The following is a 20,422-nucleotide window of genomic DNA, read 5'->3' as shown; positions in this document are numbered from 1 at the left end:
TTATAAAGTTTTCGTTAAAACGGCTTTTTGTTTATCTGCTTGATATATTTTTTTGTTGAAATCTACAAACTCATTGTATTTTTCTGGCGGAAACTTTTTTGCCGTCATTGTTTGTGTACGCGTATAGGTTATGGTATTGTCTTTTGTGATAAACTTGGCAGTGTAAGTTCCAAACTCTGAGGTGAGTGTAATGTCTTTTGGAAGAAATTCGACAGCATAACCTTTTGGTAAAGTGTAACTAATTTCATCATCATCTTGATAGCTAAAAGATACTGCAAAATAGGTTTTACGGTTTTCTATTTTAGCAGGAACACTTTCCTTTCTATTGATAAGGTTAAGCGTTAAAAATGCTTTATCACCTCCTTGAGTTAACAGTTGATTACTTTTAAAATTGATTTCCTCAGTCATTATTGGTAAAGCTTTATCTGCCTGATTAAACTTAAAAGAAATTAATTCGGCTCCTGGAATACCATTGGTTTCATTAATTCTTTTGCGTTGCTCAACAGGTTCTATCAACAACATTCTCATGTTATCTTCAAATTGAGCATTTCCGTAAGCTGATTTTATGTCGATATCTGCTGTGCCATCCTCTTTAAAATTTATCTTTGTTTTTCTAACCTGATAATTATCTTTTGCATTGTAAATAGGGGTGTGTACTAATTTTCCACCATCTTCGGTTATCATTAAAACATTTCTATCAGAGTTGTCGTAACCAATAAATCCCATTGGGCTATATTGGCTTGTACATTCTAAAAATGTAGTGTCTTTTTCTAAAGGAACGCATAAAATCATGTGGTTTGCTTGCCCCATGCTCGAGTAATTTGGATTTAAACCAGGCATTCCGTTACCAATTACAATAAGGTTAGATTTAATTCCGGCTTCATTTAATAAAGCTTTCATATAGTTAGATAACGCCTTGCAGTCGCCATAATTTACTTGCGCTACCTTTTCTGCTAAAATTGGTTTAAAACCTCCAATACCTAATTGTACACTTACATAACGTGTATTTTGTTGCAAATGATTATATAAAATCCTCATTTTTTCTTTAGGCGTTTTTGCATCCTTAATTAAACTTTGGATTTGAGTTTTTGTAGCTGGAGGTAAAACATTTGCATTTTCATTTAGTTTAGATATCCATGCCCCAAAATTTTTCCAAGTATCAAAGTTTCCAGTTGTGTTATCGTATTCAAATTGTGTTGGAGATACTTTTACCCAATCTACACTGTTTTCTAAACCAATGCTTAGTGGTTCACTTTCAATAGCTGGTGTATTTGTGGTAGACCATTTGTATTGGGTTTTATCTCCCACTTTGGTAGAATCTGTTTTTAAATTCTTGCTTGTTAAAAATTTTAAAGCTAGTGTTGGATTTTTTTGAATGGTATAAACTGATTTTTCTGTTGAAATATTATACCCTTTGATAGCACGCCAAGAAGGCATTGATAATATTCCTTTAAAATCTTGACTATAACTATATTCGATGGTGTAGGGGTAAGCTGTGCTGTAAAATTTTAATAGTTTAATGCGATTATCTTCAAATATCGAATAATCAGAAATTAGACTTTGGTCTTTAACATCAGATGATTTGTATTCTTTAACTTTTTTTCCAGTTGCATCATACAAAGTAGCTTTGATGTTATAAATACTGGAGAATTTATCATAAGGCTCTGCCATTTCTGCATAATCATCACCAGCTTTACTTAAAATGGTAATGGCTACTTTATAATCTACTTGTCCAGAGCCAATACTTTTGTAGTCAAAAAACTGCTCTTCATTGCGCACCACCGCTATGGCATCTTTTGTTAAGTTTTCGGGTATTTTAGCAGCATCATAAGTAGTTTGTGCATAACTATAAGAATTAATAACGGCTAAAAAAGTTAAGAAAATTAGCTTCCTCATTCGGCTTTCTTTTTAAATACAATTTGTTCGGCTTGTTTTTGTACGATAGATTTAAATAACTCCTTTAAATCAAAATAATCTTCAGGAGTATAAAATGATTTTGTGATGTCTATAGTACTTTTAACCATTAATGTTTTCCCTTCACCTAAAAACTGAATACTAAATACTCCTTTATTATCTGGTAATTTAAAAATGCCGCCTTTTGGTAATTTTTCTACTTCATATTCTTCTGGAAAAGTTACGGTAATGCGGTAATTTTCTTTAATAGGATAAGCAAAGTCTACAGGGAAAAGTCTTTCTTCATGTTTAAACATATTCTCTTTGGTGCGTTCAAATAACAAAGGGGTAAAGTATACCAAATTACCAGCTTCTTCTACGTTATCTTCAATCACAACATCCATTGATTCGGTTAGCATTTCATCCAAATTATCAAGATTATCGATTTTATAATTTGATAATTCTAAGCCTGGTTTATCTTTTTTATAATTTTTTAGAAATTCGGTTTCATTATTTGTAGTTCTGTACTTATCTCTTAAGTTTAATGCTGCATATCCTTTAGAATATTGAATTATTTTTCCAGTTAATTTATTTTCTTTATCGAGTGCCAAAACATAATTAAAGTTTTTTTCGTTTGTGAAAGTAGGTTCAATTGGAATCCAACTACCTTTTGTTGTGCTTAAGTCCATCAAAAAACCTTGATGATTCAAATTGTCGTAAGAAATCATTCCTAATTGTAAATCTTTATCAGTTGCATCTATTAACACATTTTTGTTGTTAATTATAACACAAGCTACAACATTATTAAATTTAGAAATTACTGGAAATCCAGGATGAGCACCGTTATCCCTAGTGCTAATTAATACTGCGTATGCATTAATTTTTGCTTCTTTTAACAAACTGATTAAGCTTAAATTGATATCAGCAGAATTTCCAGATTTCTTTTCAAAAACAGTTTTAGGGTTAGTTCCGCTAGCGTAAATACTATGCTCATCGTTCCACTTTACATTGTTTTTTATGTAATCAAAAATAAGTTTTGTTACAGCTAACGTATCTTTTTCTCCTTTCAAAATCGTAGGAAGCACAGATTTTGCATAAGAGTTTTTGTTAACAAACTGACCAAAATTTTCATCTTCTACTAAGCCAGAAATGATTTTTGTCCAATTGCCATTGTAATCTTTATATGGTTCACTTGGAAATTGAGTCCCTTGTAATTCAAAATCAAGCATTGGGCGATAATCATCTAGAGTTGTGATATAAGCTTCATCTTTTAAAGCGGGTACATTTTCTAACACATATTGATCATAAGTTGCAGTAGAGTTTAATCCATTAACATAAGTTGCATTTACACTTTCATGTTTTGTACGGTTAACGCTTAAATAACCACTAAAATTCGTTTTATAAGTAAGATATTGTGGAATTTTAACATTGTATTCTGTATAAAGTGTAGGTATATCACTTTGGAAACTCCAACCACGAAGATTAAAAATGAAATCTGATTTAATAGTGTACTTGAATTCTAGAATAGAACCCTCCTTTACATTTGGCAATGCAAATTTTTTGTAAGTATACTTCTTATTAAATTCTTCAGTAAATTTTGCATCTCTATTGAGTTTACTCGTTACCATTTTACCATCAACCATGTTGTAGGTAGCTGCATCCATGCCATAAAGATCTTCTTTAGCAGAATTACTTCCTTTATATAAACCAATTTTATAGTTTGCTAAATCATATCCATTTTTATTTAAAACTTTATAGCGGATATGTCTTTCATAAACATAAACGAAACCACCACTACTTGGGCTTATTTCGAAATAGCAATTACCTACGTCGAATATTTTAATAGCTGCTGCGGCAGAATCCTTGCCAGAAGCTTTAATTTGAAATTCTTCAGGGGTGATTTTTCCGAATTTAAATTCTTTTTTTTGGGCATAGCCGATTAAATGGCATGCAGAAATCCCTAAGAGGAGTAGGAGAGCTTTAATTTTCATGAATACGATTATCTTAGTACAATAATATAAACATATTTATAAGTTTCTTTAAAACCTAGTAAATATGTTCAGTTAAATAATGTATCAAAAAAGTTATATAAAAAAGCTTATTCCTTGCTCTGTAAAATCGTTACTTTTCCATCCATTGTACTCACTAAAATGTTTTTTCCATCGATTACATTTATGGTATTAATCATTGAGTTATCAATTTTATGCGCCCATAAATTTTGTTTAGTTTTTGGATCAAAAGCATACACCACTCCATTTTTAGTTCCATAAAATACTTTTCCATCTTTTTCAATTAACATTGATGGTATGTGTTCATACCCAAAACCTGCATTTAATCTCCAAGCTATACCGGGGTCTGTTGATTGAGTTTTATAACCAACAATTTCATCTTGCATGGTTTTTCCGTAAACTGTACTGCTATCGGCAGATAAACCAATTGATTCTCTAACTGTAGCTTCTTTATTTCGCCATAAAGTTTGACCATTATTTGCATCTATTGCCGTTAAAAAACGATCTGGTGCTGCAATATAAACAACCCCATTCGTCGCAACTGGCGTAACCATAGCTGGCGAAAACATTCTATTTCCATTCCCATTATCCCATTTCCAAACTAAACTACCCGATTTAAGATCTAATGCATACAAATGCCTTCCCCAAGCGCCAAAAATAACTTTGCCTTGATAAATTAATGGTTTATCAACAATAGCACCTTCAACACCATCAAATTTCCAAATTACTTTTCCTGTTTTAATGTCTAAAGCTCTAAAACTATGATCGCTTCCTCCAATAAAAACTACATCACCATCAATTATTGGCGATCCTAAGACCGAATTTGGAGTTTCAACTTTCCAAACTAATTTGCCATTGGCGATGTTTAATGCATATATATATCCATCGCCAGAGCCTAAAATAACCAATTGGTTTTTAACCACAGGTGATGAATAAATTGCGCCTTTAGTTTGATAAGTCCACACTTTTTTTCCAGTTGTTCTGTTTAAAGCCTCAACTAAACCTAAACTATTTCCAAAAATTACTAGGCTATTGCTATAAGCAGGCGTATTTACCACATTTGCACTCGAATGATAAGTCCATAACTCTTTAACGTCGCTATATTTTTTATTAATGTCGTAACTCGGCCTTTCGTAGGCTTTTAAAGTTTGATGAACAAAAGTTTTCAAAGGGATTTTTCGCCAAGGTGCTAATAACTCTTGAGTTGGTTTTTTAAGCGAAAAATAAACAGTGTCTTTTGTCATGTTTACCACATTGTATCCGCCAATACTATCTTTTGCTCTTAAGTTAGAACGCCCCATTGTACCAAAAATCCCTTCAAAATTATATTGATGGTTATTGTGTCCATGACCACAAATAATATATTGTACATTTCTAGTTTTTAATCGGTCAGTAACCTCATACCAATTATCTAAACTGTTATCAATAGGGTAGTGGTTGGCAAAAATGATCGGCATATCTTTAGGTGTTTTCTTCAAAATACTATCCAACCAAACAGTGGCATCTCTTGGAATGTGACCATCAGACATGCGTACATAAGGTCCAGAAGCGCAACCTATAAAACGATAACCTTTATAATCGAACGTAAATTTATCGTAACCAAATTCTTTAATGAAACTAACTCCACCAGATTCCGACCAACCAGTATCATGATTGCCTGGCATAATGTAATATGGTTTCTTTAATCCTGATAAGATTTCTTTAGCCAATTTCAATTCCTCATTAGTACCCATTTCAGTAATATCTCCAGTAATGATGATAAATTCTAACTCAGGTTGATTGTTGATATCAGCAACAGTTCTTCTTAAATCTTCATCCGCATTTGCGCTACCAATATGGGTATCGCTTACAAAAGCATATTTAAAATTTTGGGCAAAAATAGGAAGGCTAAAAATGGAAAGAATAAGGAAGAAAATCAGTTTTTTCATTAGAATATAGTTTAATCACTAAAGATGCTCAATTCTTTTTAGGCACAACAAAACGTAATGAAATTTTTATATTGATGATTATGTTGTATCTTTGCCTGGCAAATAATAACTCCTAATTTATTTGCTATGCAACTCGATCCCCAAAAATTTATTGCTACTGGTTTAACGTACGATGACGTATTGTTAGTGCCTGCATATTCAGAAATTTTGCCCCGTGAAGTGAATACAAGCACTTTTTTGACCAAAAAAATCAAATTAAATGTACCCTTGGTTTCTGCAGCTATGGATACCGTTACAGAAGCAGAATTAGCTATTGCCATTGCACAAAATGGTGGTATCGGAATGCTGCATAAAAATATGACGATTGAAAGACAGGCCGAAGAAGTACGTAAAGTTAAACGTTCTGAAAGTGGTATGATTCAAGACCCTGTTACGCTATTAGAGAGTGCTATTGTTGCCGATGCTTTTAAAATTATGAAAGAGCATAAGATAGGAGGTATTCCTGTGGTAAGTGTAGATAATAAATTGGTTGGAATTATTACCAATCGTGATCTGCGTTTTCAAAAAGACATGAATAAGCCAATTGCAGATGTAATGACTAAAGAAAATTTAATCATTGCGCCAGAGGGAACTAATTTAATTCAAGCAGAAGAAATTCTACAAAACTATAAAATAGAAAAATTACCAGTTGTAAACGCAGAAGGTTATTTATGTGGATTAATCACTTTTAAGGATATTCAAAAAGTAAAAAACTATCCAGCTGCATGTAAAGATGAAAGAGGTCGTTTACGCGTAGGTGCTGCAGTCGGAGTTACAGCAGACACCATACAACGTGTAGATGCTTTGGTAAAAGCTGGAGTGGATGTGATTACAATTGATACCGCACATGGTCACTCAAAAGGTGTAGTTGATAAATTAAAAGAAGTTAAAGCGAAATACCCTGATTTGCAGGTGATTGTTGGTAATATTGCTACTGGTGCTGCAGCCAAATTTTTAGCAGATGCAGGAGCTGATGCTGTTAAAGTTGGTATTGGTCCAGGTTCTATTTGTACTACCAGAATTATTGCTGGTGTAGGTGTTCCGCAATTATATGCAGTTTTCGAATGTGCTAAAGCATTAAAAGGAACCGGAGTTCCTGTTATTGCCGATGGCGGAATTAAACATACTGGCGATATTTCTAAAGCAATTGCGGCAGGTGCAAGTACGGTAATGGCAGGTTCATTATTTGCTGGAGTAGAAGAATCTCCAGGTGAAACGATCATTTATGAAGGACGTAAATTCAAATCTTATCGTGGAATGGGTTCTATCGAAGCGATGGAACAAGGTTCAAAAGACCGTTATTTCCAAGATGTTGAAGATGATATTAAAAAACTGGTCCCAGAAGGAATTGTTGGCCGCGTACCATTTAAAGGAACTTTAGCCGAGGTAATGTATCAATATGTTGGCGGTTTACGTGCCAGCATGGGTTACTGTGGTGCTGGTACTATTGAAAAATTACAAGAAGCACAATTTGTTCAAATTACGGCTGCTGGTATGAGAGAAAGTCATCCTCACGATATTACAATTACAAAAGAAGCACCAAATTATACAAGATAAGATTTTCTTTATTTGAAAAGCAATTACAGCGGGGCATCGGTTACGATAGCCCCGCTTTTTATTTCAATCTTTTTTGTGAAGTGCCAGTTGTCTCAAAATCCCTCATTTATTACTTTTTACTAATTGCCTGAAAGATACTTTGAACTGTGCCAATTTAACCCTTGCTTTCTGTCTTTTCGCCTATAATTCAGCTACGCTTAATATTAGGATAATACCATGTTCGTAACAGCTTAACTATTAGCTCCTATTTTATTCGCACTTGCTTCGGACTTAGTAGGGGGTTGGCTCGGATATATCCGAGCCAACCCCCTATTAAGTCCCTACTAAGTCCCTGTAAACCCCCTATAAACCATCTAGTAAATATTAATTTTACAGCATTCTTTTATGTCGCATTTACAAAGCGAATAAGAAGCTTAATTGAGCAAAGATGACGGTGTCTTATGTCTTGAACAGGTCACAAAATGATAAATAAATGGCTAAATACTGTCCATTTTCTTCCAACAGGGATGTCCTAACAATCAAAATCTAAACGAAACACTTATTTTCTCTTGATCCGTTTAGCGAACCTAAAATAGTGCAAAATACGAAAGCTGCTAAACCCATAACCTTAACGATACTTAACTTCTTAAGGGTTAAAAATTAGCTCATACTTCAATAGTGAAAGCCATATTTTATTCCGTCAGCAAAATATTTTAAAATAAATTCCAAATAAAATTTGGTAAGTAAAATATTTAAAATACATTTGTCGATATATTCTATAGATTTAGTAGACTATTTGAATTAATCCTCAATTTTATAATTAAATAACATACAATGAAGCACAATTACTTATCAATTCTTATTTTAATTTTACTCTCTATTCCAGTTACTATTTATGCCCAAAGTCCAATAAGAGGTGTGGTCAAACGCACCAATGGAGCTCCTGTACCAAACGCAACTGTAAAAATAAGAGGTACCAATATCGCGGTAAGCGCAGACGAAAATGGTATATTTAATATTAACTCAAAACAAGAACTTCCATTTTACCTTCAAGTGAGTTCAGTTGGCTATAAACCTCAAGATTTTCAGATTTTAAAAGTTGATAGCACAATCATAGAGTTAACGCTAGTTGAAGATGCTTTACTAGATCAAATTGTGGTAACGTCAAGAAGACGCTCAGAGGTTTTACAAGATGTACCCATTGCGATTACCGTAATCGGTGGACAGGCGGCAGAAAATGCAGGAGCTTTTAACGTGAATCGTCTAAAAGAATTAGTTCCTTCTGTACAATTATATGCCTCAAACGCTAGAAACACAACGCTTAATATCAGAGGTTTAGGTTCTACATTTGGCTTAACTAATGATGGTATTGATCCCGGAGTAGGTTTTTATGTTGATGGAGTTTATCACGCACGTCCAGCGTCTACTTCTACAGATTTTTTAGATATTGAACAAATAGAAGTGATACGCGGTCCTCAAGGAACATTGTTTGGGAAAAACACCACTGCTGGTGCATTTAACATTACCACAACCAAACCCACTCAAATACCAACTGCAAAAGCAGAACTGAGTGTTGGAAACTATAATTTTATACAAGCAAAAACATCGATTTCTGGGGGCGTAGCAAAAAATCTTGCGGCAAAATTATCAATCTCTGGCACTCAAAGAGATGGTACAATTTGGAATACTAGGGAAGAACGTAAATATAGTGGGCAAAATAACCTTGGCTTTAAAGGTCAGTTGTATTTTACGCCATCAGATAAATTGCAAATTTTATTAAGTGGCGATGTAAGTATTCAACATCCAGCTGGTTATCCATTAGTAATCGCGGGTGTAACTACTACAGAAAGAAGTGCTTATCGCCAATATGCCAGAATAGTTTCTGATTTAGGTTATCAACAACCTAAAATAGATCCATTTTCTAGAGAAATAAATACCAATACGCCTTGGAGACATAATCAATCTATTGGTGGTGTATCTGTAAATGTTGATTATAAAATTGGTAATGGAACGCTTACTTCTACTACGGCTTGGAGATTCTGGAACTGGGATCCTACAAACGATAGAGATTTTTCTGAATTATCAGCACTAACAAAATCTCAAGGTAACTCTCGCCACGACCAGTATTCTCAAGAATTTAGATATTCTGGAAATATAACAGAGAAATTGAGCGGCGTAATTGGTGTATTCGCCCTTGGCCAGAATTTACAAGGATTAGACCAAACAGAAGAAGTAGGTAAAGATCAGTGGAGATTTGTGCAAACTAGCGCTACGGGTGCACAAGCATTATATTCAACTCCTGGTTTATTAGATGGATTCGGTATTAAAACCAATTCAACCATTAAATCATTAAGTGCGGCTGTTTTTGCACAAGTTGACTGGGAGTTTTTAAATCATTTGCATATTTTACCTGGTTTAAGATATACTTATGATAAAAAAGATGTTGATTATAACCGTGCTACTTACGGCGGTTTGCAAACTACAGATCCTGCGTTGCTTGCTCTTAAAGCCGCTGTTTATGCCAATCAACAATTCAATATCAATACAGATAACAACAACTTGTCTGGTAACATCACTTTGTCTTATCGCCCTAATCCTAAGTTAAATGCTTATGGAACTTTCTCTACTGCTTATAAACCGGTTGGCGTTAACGTAGGGGGGCTACCAACCACTTCAACTGGGCAGGCAGATTTGTCTTTGGCTGTAGTAAAACCAGAATATGTTGAACATTATGAGTTAGGTGTTAAAACAAAACCTGTTAAAGGTTTACTGGTAAATGTAACAGCATTTAATACAGATATTAAAGATTATCAAACTAATGTACAATCTCCACAATTAGGCGTAAATAGAGGTTATTTAGCTAATGCTGAAAAAGTTAAAGTAAAAGGTTTAGAAGTTGATGGAAGCTATCAGTTAGAACGATTTTTAACTTTAAATGCTGCTGTAGCTTATTTGGATGGTAAATATGTAAAATTCACAAATGCGCCACTACCTTTAGAAGAAACAGGACATACTGAACTTATAAATGGTGTAGCAACGCAGGTTGCTTTTAAAGATGCTTCTGGAGGTAGATTACCAGGTATATCTAAATGGAATGTTTCTGGAGGTGCAGAGTTTAGCATTCCGGGGAGTTTGGCTACTAAAATTGGTCGGTATTTTATTGCTGGAGATGCGAGTTATCGTTCAGATTATTCTTCAAACCCAACACCTTCAAAAGTGCTAAATGTTGATGGTTATTCGTTATTGAATGCAAGATTAGGATTTAAATCAGAAAAATTCTCAGCATTTGTTTGGAGCAGGAATATTGCTAATAAAAATTACTACGAACAATTGCAAGCTGCAGCTGGTAACTCTGGTTTATATGCAGGTGTGCTTGGCGATCCAAGAACTTATGGAGCTACATTGCGTTACACGTTTTAAGGTTATTAATTTATAAAATATACGGCCATCGCCTTTGGTGGTTTGTTAACGACATAATTCTAGTCTCGGATTATATTTGGTTAGTTAGAGCGGTCTTTTGGCCGCTCTTTCTTTTTTTACAGATGATAACAAAGCAATCAATTTTGTAGTTTTACACCAAAATAAATATCTATGCAAAAAATGAAATCACTTTGTGTTTATTGCGGCTCCAATTTTAATGGCGACCCAGTTTTAAGAAAAGCAATTGAAGATTTAGCCGAAATAATGGCTTCGCAAAATATCACGTTAGTTTTTGGTGGCGGCAGTGTAGGTGTAATGGGTATAATTGCAAATGAAATTTTAAAACGCAATGGCAAAGCGATTGGTGTAATCCCTCAATTTTTGATGGATAAAGAAGTTGGTCATAAAGGTTTAACGGAAATGGTGATTACCGAAAACATGCATCAGCGGAAGCAAAAAATGGCCGATTTAGCTGATGGATTTATTATTCTTCCAGGAGGATTTGGAACATTAGAAGAGTTTTTTGAAGTATTAACTTGGTTGCAGTTAGGCTTACATGCGAAACCAATTGGGGTGTTAAATGTGAATGGTTTTTATGATCCGTTGTTTTTACAGCTTGATGTAATGGTGCAAAGTCGTTTTGTAAAGCAAATTAATAGAGATTTGGTATTTAACGAAACTAGCGCTGAGGTTTTAGTAGATAAAATGCAAAACTTTACGGCTGCGCCAGATGATGTTTGGTTTAGAGATAGGAACTTAACTTAGTTTTGAGTCGTTAGTCTTAAGTCCTGAGTAATCTAAATTTATAAAATAGACTCATGACTATGGACTTTAAACTCTGGACTATAAAAAGTTATCCTTTGTAATTTCCCAGGTCCAGGGTTTTTTAAAATTGTTTAAGGTTCGCAATTGAGAATAGTTAATTGTTTCTTCACTTACTTCATTTGCATTATTTCTTGCAAATATATTTCCAGTGATTAGCTTCATTTTTCTATTCACAAAATCATAGAGTTTATCTGTCATCTCACCAGATGTGATATTATAATAAATATTGTTGGCCTGAATTAATACCCAATCTTTATTTTGGTATTTAAACTGATAATTTAATTTCCAACGCCAATTACTACCACCTTCAAAAGCTAAATTTAAACTGTTATTTTGAATTGTAAGATTTTTAAAAGGTTCACCAAGTTCACCACCTTCTTGCGAACGAAGAATGAAATTGTTGTTTTGTAAAGCAAATTTATATTTACCCGAACGCGTATCCTTAAAATAAACAGCTAAAATTCTCGGTTTTTGAAATTCTTTTATCAACTCTGTTTCTCCATCGCCATACGCTCTTTTCTCAATAATTGAGTTATTAAATTCAAGCACTAACACCAAATCCTCTAGTTTATCATTATTTAAATCGCCAAATGCGGTATCGATTACATTCCAGTTAGTAGGAGTTAAGGAGTTAATGTCATTTCCTTGCGCAGTAAGTTTTGGGTAGGTGAAGGTTTGTGCAGCACTAAACTGCCAACAAAATAAACAGAAGATTAGTGTTAAATATCGCATGCTATGAAGAACGTTTAAAAAGTTAATTTAGCATATTAGGTACTAATGCAGAACTAAATACCATTACGGGTTTTAGTTTTAAAAATTTATAATTTAACTTGCTAGCATGAACATAGAATTCAATAAAAATGAAGATGTAAACAAGCAATTAGTTTATGAACTTAAAACTAGGCTGAAAAAAATATATGCTGGTGGGGGAGAGAAAAATGCGGCAAAACAAAAGCAAAAAGGCAAGCTTTTAGCCAGAGAACGAATTGATTATTTAAGAGATGAGGGTACTGAATTTTTAGAGTTGGGTGCATTTGCTGCGGATGGAATGTATGTCGAACAAGGTGGTTGCCCAAGTGCGGGAGTGGTAACAGGAATTGGATATGTTTCTGGCAGACAATGTTTGATAGTGGCAAATGATGCTACGGTAAAAGCTGGAGCTTGGTTCCCTATGACGGCGAAGAAAAATCTACGAGCGCAAGAAATTGCAATGGAAAACCGTTTGCCAGTTATTTATTTGGTAGATAGTGCGGGCGTTTATTTGCCTATGCAAGATGAAATTTTTCCTGATAAAGAACATTTTGGTAGAATGTTTAGAAACAATGCCCTGATGTCTGCTGATGGAATTGTTCAAATATCTGCAATAATGGGTTCTTGCGTTGCTGGTGGCGCATATTTACCAATCATGAGCGATGAAGCGATGATTGTAGAAGGAACTGGCTCTGTGTTTTTAGCAGGTTCCTATTTAGTTAAATCGGCCATAGGCGAAGATATTGATAATGAAACTTTGGGCGGTGCTACAACACATTGCGAAATATCAGGCGTTACCGATTACAAACATCCAAATGATAAAGCTTGTTTAGATAGCATTCGTAAGATAATGAGCATGTTGGGTGCTCCAGAAAATGCTGGTTTTGATCGGATTAAATCGGCTATGCCAAAGCTAAATGAACAAGAATTATATAGTATTTTACCTGAAAATAGAGAAAAACCTTATGATATGAGAGATATTATCTACCGTTTGGTAGATAATTCTGAACTAGAAGAATACAAAGCTTTATTTGGACAAAGTATTATTTGCGGTTTGGCAAGAATTGATGGCTGGGCAGTTGGTATTGTGGCCAATCAGCGTAAAGTGGTAAAATCTAAAAAAGGAGAAATGCAGTTTGGTGGCGTTATTTATTCGGACAGTGCAGATAAAGCCAGTCGATTTATTATGAACTGTAACCAAAAGAAAATTCCTTTGGTTTTTTTACAAGATGTAACCGGTTTTATGGTGGGTAGTCGCTCTGAGCAAGGCGGAATTATAAAAGATGGCGCTAAAATGGTAAATGCTGTTGCAAATTCTGTTGTGCCTAAATTTACTATCGTAATTGGAAACTCTTATGGTGCTGGTAATTATGCCATGTGCGGAAAAGCGTATGATCCTCGTTTGATTTACGCTTGGCCAAGCGCTAAAATTGCTGTAATGGGAGGTTCACAAGCGGCAAAAGTATTATTGCAAATTCAAGAAGCATCTTTAAAAGCAAAAGGAGAAATTATTACTCCTGAAAAAGAAGCGGAATTACTGAAAGAAATTACAGACAGATACGATAGCCAAACCACACCATATTACGCAGCTTCTCGTTTATGGGTAGATGGTGTGATTGATCCTTTAGAAACCCGAAAAGTGATTTCGATGGGTATTGAAGCTGCGAATCAATCGCCAATTAAAAAAGCTTTTAACGTTGGTATTATACAGACTTAAGCTTAATTTTGATATAACACATGAAACAATTTATAGTTATTATTATTTCTTTTTTTGCTTTCTTGAGTGTAAAAGCACAAGTTGCACCAATATATTTATATGGTAATCAGGTTACTACAGATAGAAATAAAGCAACTTCTTATGCGATTTATGGAAAGGTAAGCTCTGAAAATGTATGGACCTTTAAACGGTATGATTTATATGACAATTTGCTGCAAACGGGCTCCTATGAAGATGAAAGCCTAAGTACTCCGCATGGAAATTTTAATTTTTACATGGATGTTCAAACTTTTAATAGTTCGCACAAAACGAGTTTTAAACTAAAAGGAAAAACGAGATTTTTAAGTCAACAAGGAAATTTTGTACATGGAGTTGAACAAGGAAAATGGATTGTTTTTTATCCCGATGGGAATGTTTTAAGTACACAAAACTTTGATAATGGAGAACCAAATGGAGAATTTAAAACCTTTGATAAGTTTGGAAATATTGAAGAAGGTGGAAATTATGTGAATGGTAAAAAAGACGGAGAATGGATTTCTTTGAAAGGGACTCGAAAAGATATGTATGAGTTAGGAGTATTAAAATCTAGTGTTTTAATAAAGGAACAAATCAAAAAGAAAAAACAGACAAATAATTAGCAAATAATGAAAAAATATTACCTCTCTTTCCTCCTTTTGTTTGTTGTATCAAGCAGTTTTGCACAAAATTCAACTTCTATTCATCAAAAAGCAATTGTAGTAGATACGCATGGCGATATCTTGTTCAATCAAATAAAATCTGGAATTGATATTGGGAAATTACAAAAAACAGGAAATTTTGACTTAGTTAGAGCTAAAGAAGGTGGGCTTGATGTGCAAGTTTTTTCTATTTGGTGCGATGAAAAAGGTGGTTATGCTGTTGCCAATCAGGAAATAGATTCCTTATTCAGTTTGATAAAGAGATATCCTAATCAAATTGCTTTAGCCAGAAATGCTACCGAATTAGAACAAGCAGTTGCCGCTAAAAAAATGGCCGCAATGATAGGAGTAGAGGGTGGTCACATGATTGAAAACAGCCTGGATAATTTAGAAAAATTAACCCAAAGGGGAATGATTTATCTTACACTCACTTGGAATAATAGTACATCTTGGGCAAGTTCTGCTGCGGAAGAAACTTCAGGAAAAGTGAAACCAGAAAACGCAGGACTAAATGATTTCGGTAAACAAGTTGTACATAAATTAAATGAATTAGGTGTGTTAGTAGATCTTTCTCATGTTGGTGTTAAAACCTTTTTTGATGCTATTAAAGAATCTAAAAAACCTGTATTGGTATCACACAGTTGTGTTTATGCTTTAAATCCTGTTGCTAGAAATTTAAACGATGAGCAAATTAAAGCGGTTGGTAAAAATGGCGGTGTAATTTCACTTAATTTCTATAGTGGATTTTTAGATTCGACTTTTAATACAAAACAGAAAGTATTTTTTAATAAATACGATAGCGAGTTAAAAACGCTGAGTGCAAAATACGGTCGTAGCAACGCAATTGATACCTTAATTTCTTTGCACAAAGTGGATGCAGATGCAACTCGCCCATCTATTGAATTGTTAATTGATCACATCGATTATATTGTTAAAATGATTGGAATTGATCATGTTGGTTTAGGAGCCGATTTTGATGGAGCCGAATCATTTCCATTAGGTATAAATAGTGTAGCTGATTACCCCAAAATAACATCAGCTTTGCTTAAAAGAGGGTATAAACCAAATGAGGTAACAAAAATTTTAGGTGGTAATTTTATAAGAATTCTTAAAGCCAATAAAGGCAAATAATTTACAATCGACTACAGCATAATTCTTTTTACTTTCGGCTTGCTATTCAGCTTTGCCCTTTCCAATTTAAAGCTTAAATTTGCACTATTAAGATAAAAAGATGTCGCAAGAACAAGAAATAGAACACGTAAAATGTTTAATTATCGGGTCTGGTCCAGCAGGGTATACAGCTGCAATTTATGCCGCCCGTGCCGATTTAAAACCTGTAATGTACACTGGAATGGAAATGGGTGGTCAGTTAACTCAAACTACCGATGTAGATAATTTCCCGGGTTATCCTGATGGGATTATGGGCCCAGAAATGATGGAAGATTTCAGAAAACAAGCAGAACGTTTCGGAACTCAAATCCGTTTCGGTTATGTAAGTTCAGTAGATTTTTCGGCTTTGCCACATAAAGTTGTGGTTGATGAAGTAAAAACGATTACCGCAGATACTGTAATTATTGCTACTGGTGCAACTGCAAAATGGTTGGGCTTGCCAAGCGAACAAAAATATAATGGATTTGGTGTTTCTGCCTGTGCAGTGTGCGATGGTTTCTTTTTTAAAGGTCAAGATGTTGCCATTGTTGGTGCTGGAGATACTGCAGCAGAAGAAGCTACATATTTAGCTAAATTGTGTAAAAAAGTGTACATGTTGGTACGTAGAGATGAGTTCCGTGCTTCAAAAGCAATGGTTCACCGCGTACTAAATACCCCAAATATCGAAGTGATTTACAATACAGAAACTACTGAAATTATGGGTAATGGTAAAAATGTAACGGGTGTTTGTGTGTTTAATCACCAAACAAAAGAATCGAAAATTATAGATGTTGAAGGATTTTTTGTGGCTATTGGACACAAACCAAATACAGATATTTTTAAAGGTTGGTTAGATATGGATGATACTGGCTATTTGAAAACCATTCCCGGAACTTCTAAAACCAATATAGAAGGCGTATTTGCCAGTGGTGATGTGCAAGATCATTATTACCGTCAGGCTGTTACGGCTGCGGGTTCTGGTTGTATGGCTGCTTTAGATGCAGAACGTTATTTGGCGGCTAAAGAACATGCTGTAGTGTCTTAATAGTTTTTAATCATATTAAGAAAATATAAGCGTTTCAATATTGGAACGCTTTTTTTATGGATTATACGGAAGCTTTTCAGTCTTAAATGGTAAAAATTATCATCGCATTTTTGGCTAAATTTTATATCTTAGGCACACAAACACATAAAATGAACATGAAACGAATTTCTTTACTTTTAGTAGCCACATTTACAGCTATCCAAAGTTTTGCGCAAACCGACGCAAATATGGGTATTATTCCAGCACCTGTTTCCATCAAAAAAAACACTGGAACTTTTCAATTAGACAAAACAGTAACTTTAGTTAGTAATGAAACAGCAAATGCGAAAACTGCAGATTTACTCAACTCTTTTATTGTAACTAAAGGAGGTTTTGCATTAAGAGAAGCAAAATCTGCAACTGCAGGACAAAAATCAATCGTATTAACATCAGTAGGTGCAGAAAAATTACCAGCGGAAGGTTATTCAATAAATATTTCTACAAATCAAATTAAAGTTACCGGAACTGGCGCAGGTTTATTTTATGCTGTGCAATCTTTAATGCAATTAATGCCAGAAAAAAACCAGGATAAAATCAGTATTCAAGCTGCAGAAATTAACGATTATCCACGCTTTAGCTATCGTGGAATGCACTTAGATGTAGGTCGTCATTTCTTTCCAGTTTCATTCGTTAAAAAATATATCGACCTAATGGCTCAATATAAATTGAACAATTTTCATTGGCATTTAACAGAAGATCAAGGTTGGAGAATTGAGATTAAAAAATATCCTAAATTAGTTAGTGTAGGAAGCGTTAGAAATGGGACTATTATTGGTCATCATCCTGGCGTTGGTACAGACAACGAAGTTTATAAAGGTTATTACACTCAAGAAGAAGTGAAACAAGTGGTGGCTTATGCTGCATCAAAATTTATTAATGTAGTGCCAGAAATAGAAATGCCAGGTCATGCTTCGGCAGCTATTGCGGCGTATCCAGAATTAAGTTGTTTCCCAGATAGAGATACATGGGTAGGTGAGAATGCACCTTGGAGTGGTGATAGAAAAGGAAAACAAGTACAGCAAACTTGGGGTGTTTTTGATGATGTTTTCGTGCCAACTGAAAATACGTTTAAGTTTTTAGAAAATGTATTGGATGAAGTATTGGTTCTATTCCCATCAAAATATATCCACATTGGTGGAGATGAATCTCCTAAAGAATATTGGAAACAATCTCCATTTTGTCAACAATTTATTAAGGATAATAACTTAAAAGATGAGCATGGTTTACAAAGTTATTTCATTCAAAGAATAGAGAAATATTTAAACTCAAAAGGTCGTTCTATTATTGGATGGGATGAAATTTTAGAAGGTGGTTTAGCGCCAAATGCGACTGTAATGTCTTGGAGAGGTGAGCAAGGCGGAATAGATGCGGCAAAACAAAACCATGATGTAATTATGACCCCAGGTTCTGCAGGTTTATATTTCGATCATAAACAATCTACTTCGACAGATGAACCGTTAACAATTGGCGGTATGGCTCCGTATACAAAATCGTATGCTTATGATCCAGTTCCAAAAGTATTAACTGAAGAACAACAAAAACATATTATTGGTGTACAAGCAAATATTTGGACAGAATATATGGAAACTCCTGCGAAAGTAGAATACATGATTTTGCCAAGAATATTTTCATTATCAGAAATTGCTTGGAGCCAAGTTGCAAGAAAAGATGTAAAGAATTTTACTGAAGAAAGAGTGCCGTTGCATTTAGCTCGTATAGATAAAACAAGTACTAATTATTGGGTTCCTACACCAATCGGTCAGCCTGAGAAAGTAGTTAATGGAGAAAGTATAACGATTGATTTAAAAGCGCCAATGGCTGGCTCTAAAATATTTTACACATTAGATGGATATCGTCCATCAGAAACTGCTACAGAATATACTGGATCATTCAAAGTAATTGTTCCTCAAGGTCAAAAGAAAACCCTTAAAACAGTTGTAATTACACCAAGTGGAAAAAGAAGTGTTGTTACCGAAACAACATTGAATAACGGCGCTCCAGAAGTAAAAACTAAATAATTTATAATAAACATAATAATCAAACATTAAGGAGTTAAGAAACTTTAAGTGAATCTTAATCACCTTAATTCCTTAATGTTAAAGTAGAAATCATAAAAGATGAAAGGTATTAAATTAGGGTTTTTTGCATTAGCCAGTATTTTATTCATTGCAGCATGTACAAATGATGATAAACCAACAACTATTGCTAAAACAGCAGCTGTACCCAAATCTGTAAACCCTTTTCCATTTTATAAAAGCATAGAAATTAAACCCGGTTATCATTTTGAAGTGGTAAGTTGGGGCAAAGGAGTTGATACTTTAGGTGGATATTTATTGTTAATGTCTGATTCTATCAAAAATAACTACAAATCAATTTCATTGGAGCGAAAAGGAATTATTACAGATGCCTGGAATATGGATTTGGACAATGATGGCAATCCGGAATTGTATATTCAGTATGTAGCGAGAAAAAATGTAAATGACTTAAATGTTTATGAATTTGCAGGTAATAGTTTCGATAAAATCAGTTTCCCTGGATTAAATAGTGATATTAAAAAGGGCTACCAAGGCAATGATAAATTCTTTATTAAAAATGGAGATTTATTTCGCTCTGTGCCCGTTATAACTACAGATAGTGGCAAAACAACAACAGTAATTAAAACAATTCAATATCAATTAAGAGGAAATAGTTTTTCTACAAGTGAAGTGAAAGAATAGATTGTTACGGGTTGTGAGTTTCGGGTTACAAGTTTGGATGTTTACAGCTAATGCCCAGTACTGTACTCACAACCTATAACTTATAACTATCTTTCATATTTATTCATTTCTGATCTAATATAATCATCCCATCTGCTTTGAGCCTCTAAATCAGAGCCATGTTTAGTTTCATCATCATAACGATTTTGTAAACTGTTATAATAATCGCTCACCTTGTTTGCTGTAGATTGAATTAATCTTTTGTAATTATTCGGTGTATATTTTTGATTTCGAATTTGAATTTCACCTTCTTTCAGCAATAAAAAGTTGATGTAAACATGACCTTGCTCATGATTTAATAATTGCCTGCTAACTCTTCTGTCGCTAATTCGATCTGGTTTTACCCAAGATTTTTCAGGAACAACACCAGCAGAAAACTTGAAATCAATGTGAAGATTGTTGTCTCTAACAGTTGCATTATAGCTGTAATGCCAAGTGGTAGCGGTTTCTGCGGCAAAAGCAGAATGTTTATCAGGTTGTGCTTTAAAGTGAGTATCCCAATCAATTTGCTCTGGATAAATTTCTTCTTGCAGTGTTTTAAAACTGCTAAAAAGTACTACTATAGCAAACAATAGGGTTTTAAAATAGATGGATGTAACGTTCTTCATTTGATTGTATAGAACGAAAGCCGTGCCAATA

Annotated in this window: 14 protein-coding genes; 9 read left to right on the top strand and 5 right to left on the bottom strand. The window is 34.1% G+C overall.

The genetic code is table 11. The features are described from left to right. The 3 genes from GM921_RS06925 to GM921_RS06915 form a co-directional block, all read right to left on the bottom strand. The gene (locus tag GM921_RS06925; RefSeq protein WP_182921866.1) at positions 1 to 1,896 is read right to left on the bottom strand and encodes a DUF3857 domain-containing protein; all 1,896 of its coding nucleotides are present in this window, start codon (positions 1,894 to 1,896) and stop codon (positions 1 to 3) included. Continuing rightward, on the bottom strand, positions 1,893 to 3,884 hold the full coding sequence (locus GM921_RS06920) for a DUF3858 domain-containing protein (protein ID WP_182921865.1): 1,992 nt from the start codon (positions 3,882 to 3,884) through the stop codon (positions 1,893 to 1,895). The genes GM921_RS06925 and GM921_RS06920 overlap by 4 nt, the downstream gene beginning before the upstream one ends. A 107-nt stretch (positions 3,885 to 3,991) precedes the next feature. Continuing rightward, positions 3,992 to 5,830 carry an outer membrane protein assembly factor BamB family protein gene (locus tag GM921_RS06915; protein WP_182921864.1) on the bottom strand — a complete coding sequence of 613 codons (1,839 nt, stop codon included), beginning with the start codon at positions 5,828 to 5,830 and terminating at the stop codon, positions 3,992 to 3,994. Positions 5,831 to 5,956: 126 nt separating this feature from the next. On the opposite strand from GM921_RS06915, the gene guaB reads away from it, so the two are divergent. The 3 genes from guaB (at position 5,957) to GM921_RS06900 (ending at position 11,590) form a co-directional block, all read left to right on the top strand. Beyond that, positions 5,957 to 7,426: an IMP dehydrogenase gene (gene guaB / locus GM921_RS06910; RefSeq protein WP_182921863.1), complete on the top strand. Its 1,470-nt coding sequence runs from the start codon at positions 5,957 to 5,959 to the stop codon at positions 7,424 to 7,426. Between the two features lie 813 nt (positions 7,427 to 8,239). Continuing rightward, positions 8,240 to 10,825 carry a TonB-dependent receptor gene (locus GM921_RS06905; protein ID WP_182921862.1) on the top strand — a complete coding sequence of 862 codons (2,586 nt, stop codon included), beginning with the start codon at positions 8,240 to 8,242 and terminating at the stop codon, positions 10,823 to 10,825. A gap of 180 nt (positions 10,826 to 11,005) precedes the next feature. Beyond that, a complete protein-coding gene (locus tag GM921_RS06900; RefSeq protein ID WP_182921861.1) occupies positions 11,006 to 11,590 on the top strand; it encodes an LOG family protein in 585 nt (194 codons plus the stop codon). 78 nt (positions 11,591 to 11,668) lie between these two features. On the opposite strand, the gene GM921_RS06895 is transcribed toward GM921_RS06900, so the two are convergent. Further along, a complete protein-coding gene (locus GM921_RS06895) occupies positions 11,669 to 12,382 on the bottom strand; it encodes a hypothetical protein (protein ID WP_182921860.1) in 714 nt (237 codons plus the stop codon). A gap of 106 nt (positions 12,383 to 12,488) precedes the next feature. Here GM921_RS06895 and GM921_RS06890 point away from each other — a divergent pair, with 106 nt between their 5' ends. The 6 genes from GM921_RS06890 (at position 12,489) to GM921_RS06865 (ending at position 19,744) form a co-directional block, all read left to right on the top strand. Continuing rightward, complete coding sequence (locus GM921_RS06890; protein ID WP_182921859.1) at positions 12,489 to 14,117, top strand: acyl-CoA carboxylase subunit beta; 1,629 nt, start codon at positions 12,489 to 12,491, stop codon at positions 14,115 to 14,117. A gap of 20 nt (positions 14,118 to 14,137) precedes the next feature. After that, positions 14,138 to 14,755, top strand: coding sequence for a toxin-antitoxin system YwqK family antitoxin (locus GM921_RS06885; RefSeq protein WP_182921858.1), 618 nt, complete (start codon positions 14,138 to 14,140; stop codon positions 14,753 to 14,755). A gap of 6 nt (positions 14,756 to 14,761) precedes the next feature. Beyond that, positions 14,762 to 15,925, top strand: a complete 1,164-nt coding sequence (locus GM921_RS06880; RefSeq protein WP_182921857.1) for a dipeptidase — start codon at positions 14,762 to 14,764, stop codon at positions 15,923 to 15,925. A gap of 100 nt (positions 15,926 to 16,025) precedes the next feature. Then, positions 16,026 to 16,988, top strand: a complete 963-nt coding sequence (gene trxB, locus GM921_RS06875) for a thioredoxin-disulfide reductase (protein ID WP_182921856.1) — start codon at positions 16,026 to 16,028, stop codon at positions 16,986 to 16,988. A gap of 155 nt (positions 16,989 to 17,143) precedes the next feature. Then, a complete protein-coding gene (locus GM921_RS06870; RefSeq protein ID WP_182921855.1) occupies positions 17,144 to 19,045 on the top strand; it encodes a beta-N-acetylhexosaminidase in 1,902 nt (633 codons plus the stop codon). A 99-nt stretch (positions 19,046 to 19,144) separates the two neighbouring features. Then, the gene (locus GM921_RS06865) at positions 19,145 to 19,744 is read left to right on the top strand and encodes a hypothetical protein (RefSeq protein WP_182921854.1); all 600 of its coding nucleotides are present in this window, start codon (positions 19,145 to 19,147) and stop codon (positions 19,742 to 19,744) included. A gap of 86 nt (positions 19,745 to 19,830) precedes the next feature. Here GM921_RS06865 and GM921_RS06860 read toward each other — a convergent pair whose 3' ends face one another. Continuing rightward, entirely contained in the window at positions 19,831 to 20,391 is a 561-nt protein-coding gene (locus GM921_RS06860; RefSeq protein ID WP_182921853.1) for a DUF922 domain-containing protein, read from the bottom strand. Positions 20,392 to 20,422: the final 31 nt, after the last annotated feature.

It is taken from the genome of Pedobacter planticolens, from assembly GCF_014172375.1.
Taxonomy (GTDB): domain Bacteria; phylum Bacteroidota; class Bacteroidia; order Sphingobacteriales; family Sphingobacteriaceae; genus Pedobacter; species Pedobacter planticolens.
The sequence above is the reverse complement of the archived record's forward strand: the minus strand, read 5'-3'. Positions and strand labels throughout refer to the sequence as shown.